Below are 16,827 nucleotides of genomic sequence, written 5' to 3' on the forward strand. Positions count from 1 at the left end.
ATGCTCGCCCTTGGCAAATTGCTTGAGCTGACCCTCACCGATCACGAACCGGCCGAGAAGACCCAAGTGACACCCAAGGGCGCGCGTTTGCGCTGGCTGGGGGAGGGTGCGCTTGAAGTGCGCCCGGCTGAAAGCGAGGATTGCGGGCTGGATTTGCTGCTGTCCGCCGGCATTCATGGCAACGAGACGGCGCCGATCGAATTGCTGGAGCGGCTGCTGCACGGCGTGGCCAACGGCAAGATCAAACCCAGGGCGCGCCTGCTGTTCCTGTTCGGCAACCCGGTGGCAATCCGCAAGGGCGAGCGCTTCATCGAGCAGGACATCAACCGCCTTTTCAATGGCCGTCACGAGCTTTCCAGCGGTTTCGAGGCGTTGCGCGCCGCCGAGCTGGAGCAGTTTGCCAGGGTGTTCTTCAGCAAGCCGGGGCGCAGCCGGCTGCATTACGACCTGCATACCGCCATCCGTGGTTCGAAGATCGAACAATTCGCCTTGTATCCCTATAAAGAAGGGCGCAAGCACTCCCGTCGTGAACTGGCGCGCCTGGCGGCGGCGGGTATGGAAGCGGTGTTGCTGCAAAGCAAGTCGTCCATCACCTTCAGCGCATTCACCTATGAACAGCTGGATGCCGAAGCCTTCACGCTGGAACTGGGCAAGGCCCGCCCGTTCGGCCAGAACGAGCAGGTCAACCTCGACAAGCTGGAAGAGCGGCTGATCCGCATCATCGAGGCGACCGAACCAGAAGGCGAAAGCTCGCTGGATGGCCTGCAACTGTTCAGTGTTTCCCGTGAAATCATCAAGCACAGCGACAGCTTCCACCTGCACCTGCCGGCGGATATCGAAAACTTCTCCGAGCTGAGCAAGGGCTACCTGCTGGCCGAAGACCTGGCCGAGATGCGCTGGGTGGTCGAGGAGGAGGGCGCGCGCATCATCTTCCCCAACCCCAAGGTCAGGAACGGTTTGCGCGCCGGTATCCTGATTGTGCCGGATTCGGGGCAGCGGCTAGGCTGATGCGCTATGGCTGCTGCTGTGGGAGTCGCTTTTTGGGGAGCGGCCTTGCGTGATGATTCCCATGAAACTCTTTTAATTCACCGCCTGTTCCATTTTCCCTTCCCATAAGCGGTAATTGGCTTGCCAGTGGCGAAACACAGGATTTAGCATCCGGTCATGTCATTTTCGTTTGCATAGCCCGAAAAACCGTCCAAACGACAGTTTCTATCGTATAAACACACTGCATCGAGCTTGCAGGACCGATATAATGCGGCCCTTTGCCGTCGTTTCGTCGACGTGTTTGCCCAACAGGGCCGCCGTTTCCGTGGAAGAACCTATGAAAAGCGCAGAAATCCGTGAAGCCTTCCTTCGCTTCTTCGAAGAGCAAGGCCATACCCGAGTCGCCTCCAGTTCGCTGATCCCGAACAACGACCCGACCCTGCTGTTCACCAACGCAGGCATGAACCAGTTCAAGGACTGCTTCCTCGGTGCAGAGAAGCGCGCCTACACCCGCGCCGTCAGCAGCCAGAAGTGCGTGCGCGCCGGTGGCAAGCACAACGACCTGGAAAACGTCGGTTACACCGCGCGTCACCACACCTTCTTCGAAATGCTGGGCAACTTCAGCTTCGGTGACTATTTCAAGCGCGATGCCATCACCTTCGCCTGGACCTTCCTGACCTCGGAGCAGTGGCTGAACCTGCCCAAGGAAAAGCTCTGGGTCACTGTCTACGCCACTGACGACGAAGCCTACGACATCTGGACCAAGGAAGTCGGCGTGCCGGCCGAGCGTATGGTGCGCATCGGCGACAACAAAGGCGCCCCGTACGCCTCCGACAACTTCTGGACCATGGGCGACACTGGCCCGTGCGGCCCATGCACCGAGATCTTCTACGACCACGGCCCGGACATCTGGGGCGGCCCACCCGGCTCGCCAGAAGAAGACGGCGACCGCTACATCGAGATCTGGAACAACGTCTTCATGCAGTTCAACCGCACCGCCGATGGCGTGCTGCACCCGCTGCCAGCGCCGTCGGTGGACACCGGCATGGGCCTGGAGCGTGTCAGCGCCGTGCTGCAGCACGTGCACTCGAACTACGAGATCGACCTGTTCCAGAACCTGCTGGCGGCCGCGGCCAAGGCCATCGGTTGCAGCAATGACGGCCAGGCCTCGCTGAAAGTCGTCGCCGACCACATTCGTTCCTGCGGCTTCCTGATTGCCGACGGTGTGCTGCCGTCCAACGAAGGCCGTGGCTACGTGCTGCGCCGCATCATTCGCCGCGCTTGCCGTCACGGTAACAAGCTGGGCGCCAAGGGCAGCTTCTTCTACCAGATCGTTGCGGCACTGGCTGCTGAAATGGGCGAAGCCTTCCCGGAACTGAAGAGCCAGCAAGCGCACATCGAGCGCGTGCTCAAGGCCGAAGAAGAGCAGTTCGCCAAGACCCTGGAGCAGGGCCTGCGTATCCTCGAGCAAGACCTGGCCCAGCTCAAAGGCGACGTGGTGCCGGGCGACGTGGTGTTCAAGCTGTACGACACCTACGGCTTCCCGATGGACCTGACTGCCGACATTGCCCGTGAGCGTGAACTGACCATCGACGAAGCCGGCTTCGAGCGCGAGATGGATGCCCAGCGTGAGCGTGCCCGTTCCGCCAGCGCCTTCGGCATGGATTACAACAGCCTGGTTAAAGTCGACAGCGCCACCGAATTCCTCGGTTACGACGCCACCGAAGCCCAAGGCAAGATCATTGCCCTGTACAAGGACGGCCAGGCCGTCGACCAGTTGGGTGAAGGCGAGCAGGGCGTGGTCGTGCTCGACCGCACGCCGTTCTACGCCGAGTCCGGCGGCCAGGTGGGTGATACCGGCTTCCTGCAGGCTGGCGCTGCACGCTTCGACGTGCGCGACACCACCAAAACTGGCGGTGCCTTCCTGCACCACGGTGTGGTCGCCAGCGGTGCGCTGGTGATCGGTTCGCCAGTCGAGGCCAAGGTCGATGCCGACGTGCAGCATGCCACCTCGCTGAACCACTCCGCCACTCATCTGTTGCACGAAGCGCTGCGTCAGGTATTGGGCGAGCACGTGCAGCAGAAGGGCTCGCTGGTCGACAGCCAGCGCCTGCGTTTCGACTTCAGCCATTTCGAAGCGCTGAAGCCAGAGCAGATCAAGCAACTGGAAGACATCGTCAACCGCGAAGTGCGCAAGAACACTGCCGTTGAAACCGAACTGACCGACATCGAAACCGCCAAGGCCAAAGGCGCCATGGCGCTGTTCGGCGAGAAGTACGGCGACACTGTGCGCGTGTTGAGCATGGGCGGCGATTTCTCGGTGGAGCTGTGCGGCGGTATCCACGCCAAGCGCACCGGTGACATCAGCCTGTTCAAGATCATCAGCGAAGGCGGCGTGGCCTCTGGCGTGCGCCGTATCGAAGCGGTGACCGGCGCCGCTGCGCTGGCCTACCTGAACGCTGCCGAAGAGCAGGTCAAGGAAGCCGCGCAACTGGTCAAAGGCAACCGCGACAACCTGATCGACAAGCTGTCGGCTGTGCTTGAGCGCAACCGCCAGCTGGAGAAGCAGCTTGAACAACTGCAGGCCAAGGCCGCCAGCGCCGCCGGGGACGATCTCTCCAACGCGGCCGTTGAGGTCAAAGGTGCCAAGGTGCTCGCCGCCCGCCTGGATGGGCAGGACGGCAAGGCCCTGCTGGCCCTGGTCGATCAGCTGAAGAACAAGCTCGGCCACGCAGTGATCCTGCTGGGCAGCGAGCATGAGGGCAAGGTCGTGCTGGTGGCCGGCGTGACCAAGGACCTCTCCAGCCAACTCAAGGCTGGCGATCTGATGAAACAAGCCGCTGCGGCGGTGGGTGGCAAGGGCGGTGGCCGTCCGGACATGGCCCAGGGTGGTGGCGTCGACGTCGCCGCGCTGGACCAGGCCCTGGCGCTGGCCGTGCCATTCGCAGAGCAGGGACTTTGAGATGAAGGGGCCGGTGGTCTAGTCACCGGCCTCTTCATGTTGGATTGTTTTTTGGGGCCCTGTATGGGCTGAGGCACCATTGAAATGGCGTTGATCGTACAGAAATTTGGCGGCACCTCTGTCGGTTCCATCGAGCGGATCGAGCAGGTAGCCGAAAAGGTCAAGAAACACCGTGAGGCAGGCGACGACCTGGTGATTGTGCTGTCGGCCATGAGCGGTGAAACCAATCGCCTGATCGACCTGGCCAAGCAGATTACCGATCAGCCGGTTCCTCGTGAGCTGGATGTGATCGTGTCGACCGGTGAGCAGGTCACCATTGCCCTGCTGACCATGGCCTTGATCAAGCGTGGTGTGCCAGCGGTGTCCTACACCGGCAACCAGGTGCGCATTCTCACCGATAGCTCGCACAACAAGGCGCGCATCCTGCAGATCGACGACCAGAAAATTCGTGCCGACCTCAAGGAAGGCCGCGTGGTCGTGGTTGCAGGTTTCCAGGGCGTCGACGAGCACGGCAGCATCACCACCCTGGGCCGTGGCGGCTCCGACACCACCGGCGTGGCCCTGGCGGCGGCGCTGAAGGCTGATGAGTGCCAGATCTACACCGATGTCGATGGCGTCTACACCACCGACCCGCGCGTCGTGCCGCAGGCTCAGCGCCTGGAGAAGATCACCTTCGAAGAGATGCTGGAAATGGCCAGCCTCGGTTCCAAGGTGCTGCAGATCCGCTCGGTGGAGTTCGCCGGCAAATACAACGTTCCGCTGCGCGTGCTGCACAGCTTCAAGGAGGGTCCGGGTACCCTCATTACCATTGATGAAGAGGAATCCATGGAACAGCCGATCATTTCCGGTATCGCCTTCAACCGTGATGAAGCCAAGCTGACCATTCGCGGCGTGCCGGACACCCCGGGCGTGGCCTTCAAGATCCTCGGCCCGATCAGTGCTTCGAACATCGAAGTCGACATGATCGTGCAGAACGTTGCCCACGATAACACCACCGACTTCACCTTCACCGTACACCGCAACGAGTACGAGAAGGCGCAAAGCGTGCTGGAAAACACTGCCCGCGAAATCGGTGCCCGTGAAGTGATCGGCGACACCAAGATCGCCAAGGTCTCGATCGTTGGCGTCGGCATGCGTTCGCACGCCGGTGTCGCCAGCCGCATGTTCGAAGCGCTGGCCAAGGAAAGTATCAACATCCAGATGATCTCCACCTCCGAAATCAAGGTTTCGGTAGTGATCGAAGAGAAGTACCTGGAGCTGGCCGTACGCGCGCTGCACACCGCGTTCGAGCTGGACGCCCCTGCCCGACAGGGCGAGTAAGGCGCTGCCTGGAAGGGCGCGGCTTGCCGCGCCCTTCGCGTTTCTGCTCGTTGCACAGGCCCTGTCCTGGCCTGTGCAGCGAGTAACCGGGGCTAAGGTCGTCGTCCACGACCCTGCCTCGAAACCCAAGACTGTTACCCCTGAATGTTTCGCGTAAGGAGAAAGCTATGTTGATTCTGACTCGTCGGTGCGCCGAGAGCCTGATCATTGGAGACGGCGAGATCACCGTGACGGTGCTTGGCGTCAAAGGCAACCAGGTGCGTATTGGCGTCAGCGCCCCGAAAGAAGTGGCTGTTCACCGCGAGGAAATCTACCTGCGGATCAAGAAAGAGAAGGATGAAGAGCCAAGCCTTTAATTTTTTTGAAGTTTTTTTCAAAAAAAGGGTTGCAAAGGTGAAAGAGGTTCTTTAATATTCGCCTCGTGTTGCGGTGAGGTGGCCGAGTGGCCGAAGGCGCTCCCCTGCTAAGGGAGTATACCTCATAAGGGTATCGGGGGTTCGAATCCCCCCTTCACCGCCATTATTTGCGTAGGGCGCTGTAAACGGTAAGAACGCTAAGTAGTTGATTTTAAACGAAAACGTTCTTGCAAAAATGTTTCAGCGACCTATAATGCGCGGCAAGACATGGACTCATAGCTCAGCTGGATAGAGTACTCGGCTACGAACCGAGCGGTCGCAGGTTCGAATCCTGCTGAGTCCACCACTTTTGAAGTGGCTTTGTTTGCAAGGCTACTTCAATCAACCAGCGGTAGCTGGTCTAAAACTACCATTTGTGGACTCATAGCTCAGCTGGATAGAGTACTCGGCTACGAACCGAGCGGTCGCAGGTTCGAATCCTGCTGAGTCCACCACTTTCTTGAAATGGCTTTGCTTGCAAGGCTACTTCAGTCAACCAGTGGTAACTGGTTTAAAACTACCAAATGTGGACTCATAGCTCAGCTGGATAGAGTACTCGGCTACGAACCGAGCGGTCGCAGGTTCGAATCCTGCTGAGTCCACCACTTTCTTGAAATGGCTCTGCTTGCAAGGCCACTTCAGTCAACCAGCGGTAACTGGTTTAAAACTACCAATTGTGGACTCATAGCTCAGCTGGATAGAGTACTCGGCTACGAACCGAGCGGTCGCAGGTTCGAATCCTGCTGAGTCCACCATATCCCATCAAGAAGCCCGCTCAATCGAGCGGGCTTTTTGTTTTTCTGCAGCGCTGAATTGTTGCTCATGTCGATCTACGCTCTTCTGTAATGATTGTGGTGTAGCTTGGCGCCGCGCGCGGCACCCTAAATCAAATGTGCTTTCCCATCCACGACAACCGTCGCACTCATAGCTTCGAGCGTTGTCCCAGCTTTATCGCGCAAACGATTGTTCTAGCCAAAAATTTAAGCGATCTGACAGCTTTAGCAGTGTATGATTGCGCCCGTCAGCCCCGCCGGGGCTTGTGGAAAACCACCATGGACTTACCCAGTAGTTACTCGCTAACAAGATTCATACAGAAAGATCTGACCGATTGATTCTCCCGGCGTGCTCCGCTGCTGGGAGTGGAGTTCGCCTATGACTGAAGTAGAAGTAAAAAAAGCGCAAGAAAGCCTGCAGGATCGCCTGGCCCAGGTGGTCGAACTGCTGCAGCGTCAGCGCGTGGTCGAAGACCTGACCCATCGCCAGGAAGGCGCGCACAACGACCTGGTGGAAAACCTGGTCCACCGCCAGAACCTCGTCGAGCTGCAACGCAAGCTCGATGACCTGCACCCCGCTGACATCGCCTACATCCTCGAAGCCTTGCCCCTGGAAGACCGCCTGACGGTCTGGCAGCTGGTGCGCTCGGATCGCGATGGCGACATCCTGCTTGAAGTTTCCGACTCGGTTCGCCAATCCCTGATCGCCGACATGGACGATCACGAGCTGCTGGCTGCTGCCAAGGAGATGGACGCCGACGAGCTGGCCGACCTGGCCCCTGAGCTGCCGCGTGACGTTGTTCACGAGCTGATGGAAACCCTCGATGCCCAGCAGCGCGAACGCGTACGTTCGGCGTTGAGCTACGACGAGGAGCAGGTCGGTGCGTTGATGGACTTCGAGATGGTCACCATCCGCGAAGACGTCAGCCTGGAAGTGGTGCTGCGCTACCTGCGCCGCCTGAAAGAGCTGCCGAACCACACCGACAAACTGTTCGTGGTCGATTACGACGGCATCCTCAAGGGGGTACTGCCGATCAAGCGACTGCTGGTCAACGACCCCGAGAAGAAGGTGGCGGAGGTCATGGCGACCGACCCGGTTTCCTTCCAGCCCGAGGAAGATGCCTATGATGCGGCGCAGGCTTTCGAGCGTTATGACCTGGTATCGGCACCCGTAGTAGACAAGAGCGAGCGCCTGATTGGTCGTTTGACCATTGATGAGATGGTCGACCTGATCCGTGAGGAGAGCGAGAGCGAAGTCCTCAACATGGCGGGTCTGCGTGAAGAGGAAGATATTTTCGCTTCGGTGTGGCGTTCGTTTCGCAACCGTTGGGCATGGCTGGCGATCAATCTGATTACCGCCTTTGTGGCTTCGCGAGTGATCGGGCTGTTTGAAGGGTCGATTGAAAAACTGGTGGCGTTGGCTGCGTTGATGCCGATCGTTGCGGGCATTGGTGGCAACTCGGGTAACCAGACCATCACCATGATCGTGCGCGCCATGGCGCTGGACCAGGTGTCGCCAGGCAACACCAGCCGCCTGATGCGCAAGGAGTTGGCGGTGTCGCTGATCAACGGCCTGGTGTGGGGTGGTGTGATCGGTGCGGTGGCGTTCTGGCTGTATGGCAGCTGGTCACTGGGGGTGGTGATGACCGCCGCGATGACCTTGAACCTGTTGCTGGCGGCGCTGATGGGGGTGCTGATCCCGATGACATTGGCCCGCTTGGGGCGCGACCCGGCAATGGGGGCGAGTGTGATGATCACTGCCGTAACCGACAGCGGCGGATTCTTCATCTTCCTTGGCCTGGCTACGCTGTTCCTGCTGTAGGTCGTTTTTCCCCTGTGGGGGCAACCCCCGCAGGGATATATTGCTGCCAGTCAGTCACCCACAAAAAAGCCAGCTTACGCTGGCTTTTTCATGTTCGCTGCAAACCTCAGGAAGCGTCGGTGGCCATTTCCACATCGTGAGCGATGAGGGCGACCAGGGCGTTTTGCTGGCGGTGGGAAAGTTGGCGGAAGCGCTGCAGCAACTCGCGCTCATGCAGGGACAGTTCAGGGCTGTCCAGGCGCATGCTCAACTCGTCTCCCAGCGCGCCTTCCTGGATAAGGCTCTGTTCCAGGCGCGCGATAATCTCGGAGTTCATGCTGCGGTGATGGTTGCGCGCTACCTCGGCAATGCGCTCACGCATCCCGTCTGGCAGGCGGACGACAAACTTGTCAGCGGTGCGGCTGGAATAAATAGCCTGTTTCATTGGGCGCATATAAATTGACCGGAGTTTGGTTCAGGGGAAGCGGTTCTCAAATTGGCCGCACGGGATGGAAGTACGACCGTGGCGACGACAAAATGTTCAACCGTCAGTGAAAAATGGATGCTCATCTTGCCTCATGGTCGCCGTTTCCTTGGCGTCAATTCTGTGACAAATAGTGAGCCGGATAAAGGCTTTATGCCAGTACCAATTATCAGAAATGAGCACTGGTTTGAAAAGTTTTACATACTCCGGCTTGCCTGACCGTCAGTCTTTTGCCGTCAAAAACTGGTAAAACACAGCAAAAGGCCTGGAAAACCCCTAGAATGCGCCGGTTTCCCTTTCATAGAGCATAGTGGCTATGCAACATGACGCAAGCGACCACCGATCAGGGACGGGCCGGTTGATATTTCTGATAGGACCGTCGGGGGCGGGGAAAGATTCCCTGATCGACGCTTCGCGTGAGCGGTTGGAAGCAGCCGGGGTGGAAATTGCCCGTCGCGTCATTACGCGCTCGGCCGAAGCCAAAGGCGAAGCCGCTCAAGGTGTCACGCCCGAACAGTTTGAAGCCTTGCGGGCGCAGGGTGCATTTGCCATGCACTGGCGGGCCAATGGCCTGGACTACGGCATTCCTCGGCAGGTGGACCAGTGGCTGGCGGCGGGCAGGTCGGTGTTGGTGAATGGCTCGCGGGCTTATCTGGCAGAGGCTCGTCAGCGCTATCCGGACTTGCTGGCCGTGATGGTCGAGGTCAAGCCGGAGGTACTGCGCCAGCGCTTGTTGGCCCGGGGCCGGGAAACCGCAGATGAAGTGGAACAGCGTCTGGCACGCAGCGTTCGCTTGCGTACGGCAACAGACCCGTCGGTGCATGTGCTGGACAACTCCACTGCACTGGAGGTGGCTGTCGCGGGGCTTTTCGCGTTGCTGTGCGACGAGGGTGTGTTACCTCGGGCATAGCGCTTCCAGAAAAGGATTACGCGAAAAAGCCCGGCGCAGACATGACAAATGCCAGCATGCTGGTTAACATGCTGCCGTCCCGCTGTGCAGCGCTTGCTGCCGGTGTTTGCGTCTCAGTAGCTCAATTGGATAGAGCATCCCCCTCCTAAGGGGAAGGTTGCAGGTTCAATTCCTGCCTGGGACGCCATTTCTACCCTTTCCTACACACCCGCCTCACATCCATTGCAACGCGCGATGGTGATTCCATTTGCCCGCGGTCAATGCGCGGCAATCCCCTTGCTCTCAGTTGGTCGCCAGCTTGCCGGTCAGGCGCTGACGCATCACGAAGTACCCCGCCATGACCAGCAGCACCGTCAGCACCGTGAACCAGAACTGGAAGCGCGACGCCGGTTCGAACGCCTGAGTGCCGATCACCGTCAGCAAGGCGAGCAGCGCAACGATGTTGGCATACGGGAACAGCCAGGCGCGGAAGGCGTTCGGGTCGATTGCTTCGTGGCGGGTTTTCCAGCGCATGGCAACATGGGCGATGATGATGAAGATCCATACGACCATCACCAGGCTGCCGGTGCTCTTGGCCAGGGTCATGAACAGGTCGCCGCCGCTGACAAAGTGCACGGTCAGGATCAGGGTGCAGATCGACAGGCTCAGCAGCAGTGCATTGATCGGCACGCCCTTGGCGCTGGTGCGCGAGAACAGTTTGGGCGCGTGACCGCGTTGGCTCAGCGAGAACAGCATGCGCGAGTTGGAGAACATGAACGAGTTCATCACCGACATGAACGAGACGAACAGCACCAGTTTCATGGCTACCGCAGCACCACCGAAACCGGCCAGGCTGAACAGTGAAACGTAGGGCGAGGCCAGGTTGGCCTTGTCGGTCCACGGCAGGCACAGGATCAGGATCGACACTGAACCCACGTAGAACAGCATCACCCGCAGGATCACGCTCTTGATCGCGCGAATCACGTTCTGCCTTGGGTTCTCCGATTCACCTGCAGCCACAGCGGCAATTTCGCTGCCGCCCAGCGAGAAGATCACCACGATCACGCCGGCCATCACCGGAGACAGGCCATTGGGCATGAAGCCGTCATGGGCGGTGAGGTTGACCAGGCCGGGCGAGGGAATGTCGCTGTGCAGGCCAAGCAGGATCGAGAGGCCCAGCAGCATGAAGATGAGGATGGTCGCCACTTTCATCGCCGCCAGCCAATACTCCACTTCGGCAAACGAACGCACCGAGTAGGCGTTGCTGGCCATCAGGGTCACCAGCATCAGGAAGGCACCCGCCCAAATCGGCAGCCAGGGCAGGAAGTCATGCAAGATCGCGCCCAGCAGCACCGCCTCGAGGGTGATGGTCATCATCGACTTGAACCAGTACAGCCAGCCAACCGCAAAGCCGGCCCAGTCGCCGAGGTAGGTGTTGGCGTAGGTCGAGAACGACCCGGCATCCGGGTTGCGGCAGGCCATTTCGCCAAGCATGAACATGACCAGGGTAACCACCAGGCCGCCAATGAAATACGACAAAATGGCCGCAGGCCCCGCCGATGCGATCAGTGAGCCTGAGCCCATGAACAGCCCTGCACCGATCACCCCACCCAGCGCGATCATGGTGATATGCCGCTGCTTGAGGCTTTGCTTCAAACTGTTGGATTGCATTTCCTTGTCCTCTCTTATTATGGGGGGATCCGATAACGTCCCCCAACGCAGGCATCGTCATGCGCCTGCGTCCACGCGTGGCAAGTAGCTACCAGCCTGCCACCATGGACAATAAGGCCAAGGACCTCAAACGAATTCTGTGCAGAACATCCTGCCGATTTTTCCTGAGGGCTGTTTGTGGCTATAGCCCCCAGTGCTTGAGCGCCCATAACACGCCCATGCCCACTACCAGTGTCAGCAACGTACTACGCGTGCGCCACGCCACCAGTGCCGCCAGTACCGCCGCCGGTATCTGCGGGTTCATCCAGTCGAACCCGGCATGACGGTCCGGGAACACCACCGCCGGTAGTACCAGTGCTGCCAGTACGCTGGCCGGCACATACGCCAGTGCCCGGCGAAACAGCGGTGGAATGCGCAGCACCGTGTGCAGTTCGATGAACGACAGGCGGATGGCGAACGTGCCCAGGCCGATCAGGGCGAAGGTTATCCATTGAGTCATTTCGCTCATGATGCTTCCTGTTCGCTGTTGGCTTCAGGCATTGCTTGCGGTGTTTTCCAGCTCTCGATAACCAGCCCGGCGGTGATGCCGCCCAACGCACCCGTCAGCAGGCCGAGGTTGTACGGCAGGTCGGCTGCCAGCACGGCGAGCACACCACCGGTCAGCGCCGCGCCAAGCGTGGCTGCATTGCGTATGCCGGGTATCAACAGGGCCAGGAACGACAGGGGGATGGCGAAACCCAGCGACCAGTCTTCCGGAATGCCCGCGCCCAGGTACATACCAGCCAGCACCGAGAGGTTCCAGCCGAAGAACATGGTGATAGCCGTGCCGGCGTAGTAGGGGTAGGCATGCTGCCCCAGCCCACCCGCGCCGATCTTCAGCGTGCACAGGGCGAACGACTGGTCGGACAGCATGTAGGCCATCGGCCATTTTTGCCGGCGCGGCAGCTGCCCCAGGTGCGGGGCCAGGCTGGCGCTGTACATCAGGAAGCGCAGGTTGATGACCAGCGCGGTAACCACCATGGTCACCGGGAGGGCGGCGTTCTGCATCAACTGCATTACCACCATCTGCGCCGACCCGGAATAGAACAGCAGGGTCATGCCGATGGCATCGGACGGTGACAGGCCCATGCCGATGGCGGTGACCCCGGTGATCAGGCCAAAGGGCACGATGCCAGAGGTCAAGGGCAGGGCGTTGTGGGCACCCTGCCTGAACGCTTGGGTCCCGCTGTTGTACGGCATTTGATTTCCTTGAAGGTATTCGGACGGTGCCAGTCAGGCAGCTCCACGTTAATGCGTGTGACAGTTGGTCACAACGTCAAATTCTTGGAATGATAGGCCCGAAAAAATAGGCCTGAAGCCGTGTACCTCGATAGCCCCACCCGTCATGCCCTGTCACTCAATGCCTTGCGAGCCTTTGAAGCGTCTGCGCGCCTGGGCGGCTTTGCCCGTGCCGCGTTTGAACTCAAGGTAATTCCCCGTGCCACCGCTGCATTGCCGATGTGGGCTGGAGTGATTGGGCGGTGTGGAGCGGTGCGCTGATGCCCGGGCACAAGTTCATCGCCCGCTCCCTCAGAGAACCGTGGCTGCCTCAGGCCAGGTTCTGCTCGGCCGACCAGCTGGCGTACCAGCTACGGAACAGCGCGTATTGCTGCTCGGCATAGTTGCGCTGGGCGTCGGTCAGCACGTCGGTCTGGTTGAAGTGCAGGCTGTACTCGGTGTCGCCGTTCAGCACCATCAGGTGCTTGTAGTACAGCACCAGGTCGCAACCTTCATCGAACGACGACAGCACGGCCAGTGCCGCCTCCAGCTCGCGCGCCAGGCGGCGGGCACGGGCGTCGCCCTTGGCCGCCTGCTTGCTCAGGCTCACCAGCTGCAGCACTTCACGCGGCAGGGCGTTGCCGATGCCGGTGATGGCGCCGGTGGCGTTGCAGTTGACGAAGCCGTGCACCACTTGGGTATCCACGCCGACCATCAAGGTCACATCGTCGTCCTTGGAGGTGATGTGTTCGGCGGCATAGCGCAGGTCGGCGCCACCGCCGAATTCCTTGAAACCGATCAGGTTGGGGAACTCGCGGCGCAGCTCGAAGAACAGGTCGGCGCGGGTGGCGAAGCCGTAGTACGGGCTGTTGTAGATCACCGCTGGCAGCTTTGGTGCGGCGGCGAGAATGGCCGAGAAGTGGTGCTTCTGGGCGATCAACGAAGCGCCGCGGCTGAGCACGCGGGGGATGACCATCAGGCCGGCGGCGCCGACGCTGGCTGCGTGGGCGGCATGAGACACCGCTTCACGGGTGTTCACCGCGCCGGTGCCGACAATGGTTGGGATGCCGGCGGCCACCAGGCGCGCCACGCCTTCCTGGCGCTCGGCCTCGGTCAACAGTGGCCAGTCACCCATCGAACCGCAGTACACCACGGCGCTCATGCCGGCTTCGATGAGTTCGCGGCCTTTGCGCACCAGGGCGTCGAAGTCCGGCTTGCGCTCGGCGGTGCACGGGGTCATCAGGGCGGGCATGGTGCCGGTGAAGATATTGCTCATGGTCGTTACCTCAAGGTGTGTATTTTTATGGGTTGTTCAGCGGCTGGCGTTGCGGGCCACGGATTCTTCGTCAACAGCACGCAGCGACTTGCCGCGGGTCTCCTTGGCTGCCGCCACGGCCACGATCGAGATGGCTGCCGCAGCCACCAGGTACCAGGCGATGGGCGTTGAGCTGTTGTATTCCTTCAGCAAGGTCACGGCGATCAGTGGCGCCAGCGAGCCAGCCAGGATTGGCGCGACCTGGTAGCACAGGGAAAGAGCGGTGTAGCGCACGTGGGTGGGGAACAGTTCGGCCATCAGCGCGGAATAGGGCGCATAGGTCATCGACTCGATGGCCAGGCCAAGGGTGATCGCCGCCATGATCAGCCAGTCATTGCCGGTGTCCATCATCGGGAAGCCGACGAAACCCCAGAACGCAGTGAGTACGGCACCGATCAGGTACACCGGCTTGCGGCCAATGATGTCCGACAGGTAACCCATCGCCGGGATCATGAAGAAGTGCAGCAGGTGGGCGCCGAACATCAGTAGCAGGATTTGCGAGGTGTCCTTGTGCACCACCAGTTTCAGGTAGGTGATGGAGAAGGTGACGACGGTGTAGTAAAGGATGTTTTCCGCAAAGCGCGCGCCAATGCCGATCAGCACTTCGCGCCAGTACTTGGTAACCACTTCCACCACGCCCAGTTGTTGGCTTTCCAGCTTCTGCTGCTTGGCCTGGGCTTCCTTGAAGATCGGTGCATCGTCGACCCGGGTGCGGATCCAGTAGCCGATCAGCACCACCACCGCCGAGAACCAGAAGGCCACCCGCCAACCCCAGTCAAGGAACTGCGCTTCGCTCAGGTTGGATGACAACAGCAGCAGGATGATGGTGGCGATCAGGTTGCCGGCCGGCACCCCCGCTTGTGGCCAACTGGCCCAGAAGCCGCGGCGGTTGTCCGGGCTGTGTTCGGACACCAGCAGCACCGCGCCGCCCCATTCGCCGCCAAAGGCAAAGCCCTGAATCAGCCGCAGCACCACCAACAGGATGGGTGCGGCATAGCCGATGCGTTCGAAGGTGGGCAGGCAGCCCATCAGGAAGGTGGTTATCCCGACCACGATCAGGCTGATTTGCAGTAAATGCTTGCGGCCAACCTTGTCACCGTAATGGCCAAACACCAGGCCACCGATGGGGCGGGCGAGGAAACCTACGGCATAGAGGGCAAAGGCGGCGATGATCCCATCCATGGCGCTGCCGGTCTGGCGGAAGAACAGCTGGCCGAAGACCAGTGCCGAGGCGGTGCCGTAAAGGAAAAATTCGTACCACTCGGCGACTGCGCCGGCCATGGCCGCAGCTACCACACGCTTGATGCCCGCTGGGGCCTGGTCTGCTGTTTTTGCGACATTCACCGATGCCGCCGAAGAGGGTGTGGCCATGGTTTTGCACTCCGATACGTAATTATTGGAAGAAGGAGTAGGCAGCGCGGCACTGGCAAATCGATGCCGCTGATTCCTTATATGGTATTTCGTATACGATATCTAGATAAGCAAAAACAAAGCCAGAAGGGAGATTTGGCGTCGAGCGGCAGCAGGTTGTTGAGTCAGTTGTGGGGCAGGTGCTCGTACAGGCTCTGGCACACCCCGTTGATGTGTTCTTCGATCAGTTGCGCCGCCAGCTCTACATCGCGCGCCCGGCAGGCGGCAACGATGTCGCGGTGCTCATGATCGGCGCGCAGCTTGCCCGCCGACAGGCTCATCTGCATGCGCAGGTAGCGTTCCACCTTGTCATGGATCGAGCGTATCAGGCCCACCAGATAGGGCCGCCTTGCGGGTTCGTACAGGCAAGCGTGCAGCGCCCAGTTGAGGTCGGCCCAGCGGCCAACGTCATCTTCACCGATGAACTCCGCGCAAATGGCTTCGGCGCGAGCGAAATGCTGTTCGGTCATGTTGGGGATCGCCAGGCGAATGGCCTTCACCTCCAGCAACACCCGTACCTCGAACATCTGCGCCAGTTCAGGTTCCGAGATGCGGGTGACCAATGCACCACGGTTGCGGTGGAAATCCACCAGACCTTCAGCCTCAAGGCGCTTCAGGGCCTCGCGCACCGGGATCTTGCTGACGTTGAACGCCTGCGCCACTTCGTCCTGGCGCACGGGTTCGCCTTCGGCCAGCTGGCCCGAGATGATCGCCTCGCGCAGGTGTTTGGCGATGATTTCCGACATCGAGGGTGTTGCACCCAGGTCTGTAGCTTTGAAAGACGGCAGCGGCACGGGAAATTCCAGCAATCAGGCAGTGCGGATATCTTATACGAAACGCCCTGCCAGCCATACCGACCGCCGTAGGGCTTACACCTGGCGGGCCGCCAGTGCGTTCTCGTCCTCACCGGTTGACTGAGTATTGGTCTTCGCCAGGGCCTTGGCCTCGATATCGTCCTTCATGCGCTGGGCAATCTGCTGGTCGACCAGTTCCTTCTTCTCAGGTGGCAGGGCGTTGTACTCGTCCTCGGTCAAGCCCAATTCGCGCAGCAGCTTTTCCTTGATCATCTCGGCAGGCGATTTGGACATGAGATCCTGGAAGTCCTGCCTGGCGCTGCTGGTTTGTTGCGTACCCATTTCAGCAGGCTGGCCAGGATCGTTGCCAGGGTTCTGCAACTGCACCTTGAGCTTGGCAAAGGCCTCCTCGCGGGCATCCTCGGCATCCTGCTGCGAGGTATTGCCCTGGCGGCTCTGCTGCGCGGTGGCGCTGTTGGCGACCACTGGTAGACGGAACTGCGGCACGTCGGCCGCGGCCTGGTCCATGCCGGTGCGCTGTTGCTGATGGAGCGCGGCCTGCCAGCCGAGGCCGTTGATTACGATAGTCATGAATTCCTCCTTGGAAATGTCATAGGCAGCAGGGAAGGGCAATTGCCATGCCACCTATCCCCGTCATGCAAATAGCGCGTTGGTGCTATTCCGGTCGCGGCACGGTGGGCATATGCTTGCCCGTCACAGGCATGATCTTGCCGCCTGCGGCAATTACCACCACCGTCGGCAGCCCCTT

At 60.2% G+C, this 16,827-nt stretch carries 15 protein-coding genes and 6 tRNA genes; 13 read left to right on the forward strand and 8 right to left on the reverse strand.

Translation table 11 applies throughout. The annotated features are described in order from the left end of the window. The 10 genes from astE (at nucleotide 1) to mgtE (ending at nucleotide 8,259) form a co-directional block, all read left to right on the forward strand. The gene (gene astE / locus Q9451_RS10275) at nucleotides 1–1,008 is read left to right on the forward strand and encodes a succinylglutamate desuccinylase (RefSeq protein ID WP_012273558.1); all 1,008 of its coding nucleotides are present in this window, start codon (nucleotides 1–3) and stop codon (nucleotides 1,006–1,008) included. Nucleotides 1,009–1,324: 316 nt separating this feature from the next. Next, nucleotides 1,325–3,949 carry an alanine--tRNA ligase gene (alaS, locus tag Q9451_RS10280; RefSeq protein ID WP_041166554.1) on the forward strand — a complete coding sequence of 875 codons (2,625 nt, stop codon included), beginning with the start codon at nucleotides 1,325–1,327 and terminating at the stop codon, nucleotides 3,947–3,949. 84 nt (nucleotides 3,950–4,033) lie between these two features. Beyond that, complete coding sequence (locus tag Q9451_RS10285; protein WP_012273556.1) at nucleotides 4,034–5,269, forward strand: aspartate kinase; 1,236 nt, start codon at nucleotides 4,034–4,036, stop codon at nucleotides 5,267–5,269. Between the two features lie 167 nt (nucleotides 5,270–5,436). Continuing rightward, a complete protein-coding gene (gene csrA, locus Q9451_RS10290; protein ID WP_003254503.1) occupies nucleotides 5,437–5,625 on the forward strand; it encodes a carbon storage regulator CsrA in 189 nt (62 codons plus the stop codon). 72 nt (nucleotides 5,626–5,697) lie between these two features. Further along, nucleotides 5,698–5,788 (forward strand) — tRNA-Ser (locus Q9451_RS10295). 106 nt (nucleotides 5,789–5,894) lie between these two features. Continuing rightward, nucleotides 5,895–5,971, forward strand: a tRNA-Arg gene (locus tag Q9451_RS10300). Between the two features lie 71 nt (nucleotides 5,972–6,042). Next, nucleotides 6,043–6,119: transfer RNA gene (locus tag Q9451_RS10305), tRNA-Arg, on the forward strand. A gap of 73 nt (nucleotides 6,120–6,192) precedes the next feature. Further along, nucleotides 6,193–6,269, forward strand: a tRNA-Arg gene (locus Q9451_RS10310). 73 nt (nucleotides 6,270–6,342) lie between these two features. Then, nucleotides 6,343–6,419, forward strand: a tRNA-Arg gene (locus Q9451_RS10315). A gap of 397 nt (nucleotides 6,420–6,816) precedes the next feature. After that, nucleotides 6,817–8,259, forward strand: coding sequence for a magnesium transporter (mgtE, locus tag Q9451_RS10320; RefSeq protein ID WP_012273555.1), 1,443 nt, complete (start codon nucleotides 6,817–6,819; stop codon nucleotides 8,257–8,259). 106 nt (nucleotides 8,260–8,365) lie between these two features. Here mgtE and Q9451_RS10325 read toward each other — a convergent pair whose 3' ends face one another. Then, complete coding sequence (locus tag Q9451_RS10325) at nucleotides 8,366–8,692, reverse strand: Arc family DNA-binding protein (RefSeq protein ID WP_012273554.1); 327 nt, start codon at nucleotides 8,690–8,692, stop codon at nucleotides 8,366–8,368. Nucleotides 8,693–8,761: 69 nt separating this feature from the next. On the opposite strand from Q9451_RS10325, the gene Q9451_RS10330 reads away from it, so the two are divergent. The 3 genes from Q9451_RS10330 (at nucleotide 8,762) to Q9451_RS10340 (ending at nucleotide 9,819) form a co-directional block, all read left to right on the forward strand. Continuing rightward, a complete protein-coding gene (locus Q9451_RS10330) occupies nucleotides 8,762–8,941 on the forward strand; it encodes a hypothetical protein (protein WP_148043785.1) in 180 nt (59 codons plus the stop codon). 97 nt (nucleotides 8,942–9,038) lie between these two features. Further along, nucleotides 9,039–9,632, forward strand: coding sequence for a phosphonate metabolism protein/1,5-bisphosphokinase (PRPP-forming) PhnN (phnN, locus tag Q9451_RS10335; protein WP_012273553.1), 594 nt, complete (start codon nucleotides 9,039–9,041; stop codon nucleotides 9,630–9,632). Between the two features lie 110 nt (nucleotides 9,633–9,742). Continuing rightward, nucleotides 9,743–9,819: transfer RNA gene (locus Q9451_RS10340), tRNA-Arg, on the forward strand. Between the two features lie 95 nt (nucleotides 9,820–9,914). On the opposite strand, the gene Q9451_RS10345 is transcribed toward Q9451_RS10340, so the two are convergent. The 7 genes from Q9451_RS10345 to Q9451_RS10375 form a co-directional block, all read right to left on the reverse strand. Further along, nucleotides 9,915–11,282, reverse strand: a complete 1,368-nt coding sequence (locus Q9451_RS10345; protein WP_012273552.1) for an amino acid permease — start codon at nucleotides 11,280–11,282, stop codon at nucleotides 9,915–9,917. 181 nt (nucleotides 11,283–11,463) lie between these two features. Further along, the gene (locus tag Q9451_RS10350; RefSeq protein WP_012273551.1) at nucleotides 11,464–11,790 is read right to left on the reverse strand and encodes an AzlD domain-containing protein; all 327 of its coding nucleotides are present in this window, start codon (nucleotides 11,788–11,790) and stop codon (nucleotides 11,464–11,466) included. Beyond that, entirely contained in the window at nucleotides 11,787–12,521 is a 735-nt protein-coding gene (locus tag Q9451_RS10355) for an AzlC family ABC transporter permease (protein WP_012273550.1), read from the reverse strand. The genes Q9451_RS10350 and Q9451_RS10355 overlap by 4 nt, the downstream gene beginning before the upstream one ends. Nucleotides 12,522–12,870: 349 nt before the next feature. Next, nucleotides 12,871–13,815: a dihydrodipicolinate synthase family protein gene (locus Q9451_RS10360; protein WP_012273549.1), complete on the reverse strand. Its 945-nt coding sequence runs from the start codon at nucleotides 13,813–13,815 to the stop codon at nucleotides 12,871–12,873. Nucleotides 13,816–13,851: 36 nt separating this feature from the next. Further along, a complete protein-coding gene (gene abaF, locus Q9451_RS10365; RefSeq protein ID WP_012273548.1) occupies nucleotides 13,852–15,225 on the reverse strand; it encodes a fosfomycin efflux MFS transporter AbaF in 1,374 nt (457 codons plus the stop codon). 164 nt (nucleotides 15,226–15,389) lie between these two features. Next, a complete protein-coding gene (locus Q9451_RS10370) occupies nucleotides 15,390–16,010 on the reverse strand; it encodes a GntR family transcriptional regulator (protein ID WP_012273547.1) in 621 nt (206 codons plus the stop codon). Between the two features lie 123 nt (nucleotides 16,011–16,133). After that, nucleotides 16,134–16,649 carry a hypothetical protein gene (locus Q9451_RS10375; RefSeq protein ID WP_012273546.1) on the reverse strand — a complete coding sequence of 172 codons (516 nt, stop codon included), beginning with the start codon at nucleotides 16,647–16,649 and terminating at the stop codon, nucleotides 16,134–16,136. Nucleotides 16,650–16,827: the final 178 nt, after the last annotated feature.

The sequence above is a fragment of the Pseudomonas sp. NY8896 genome (assembly GCF_039634505.1).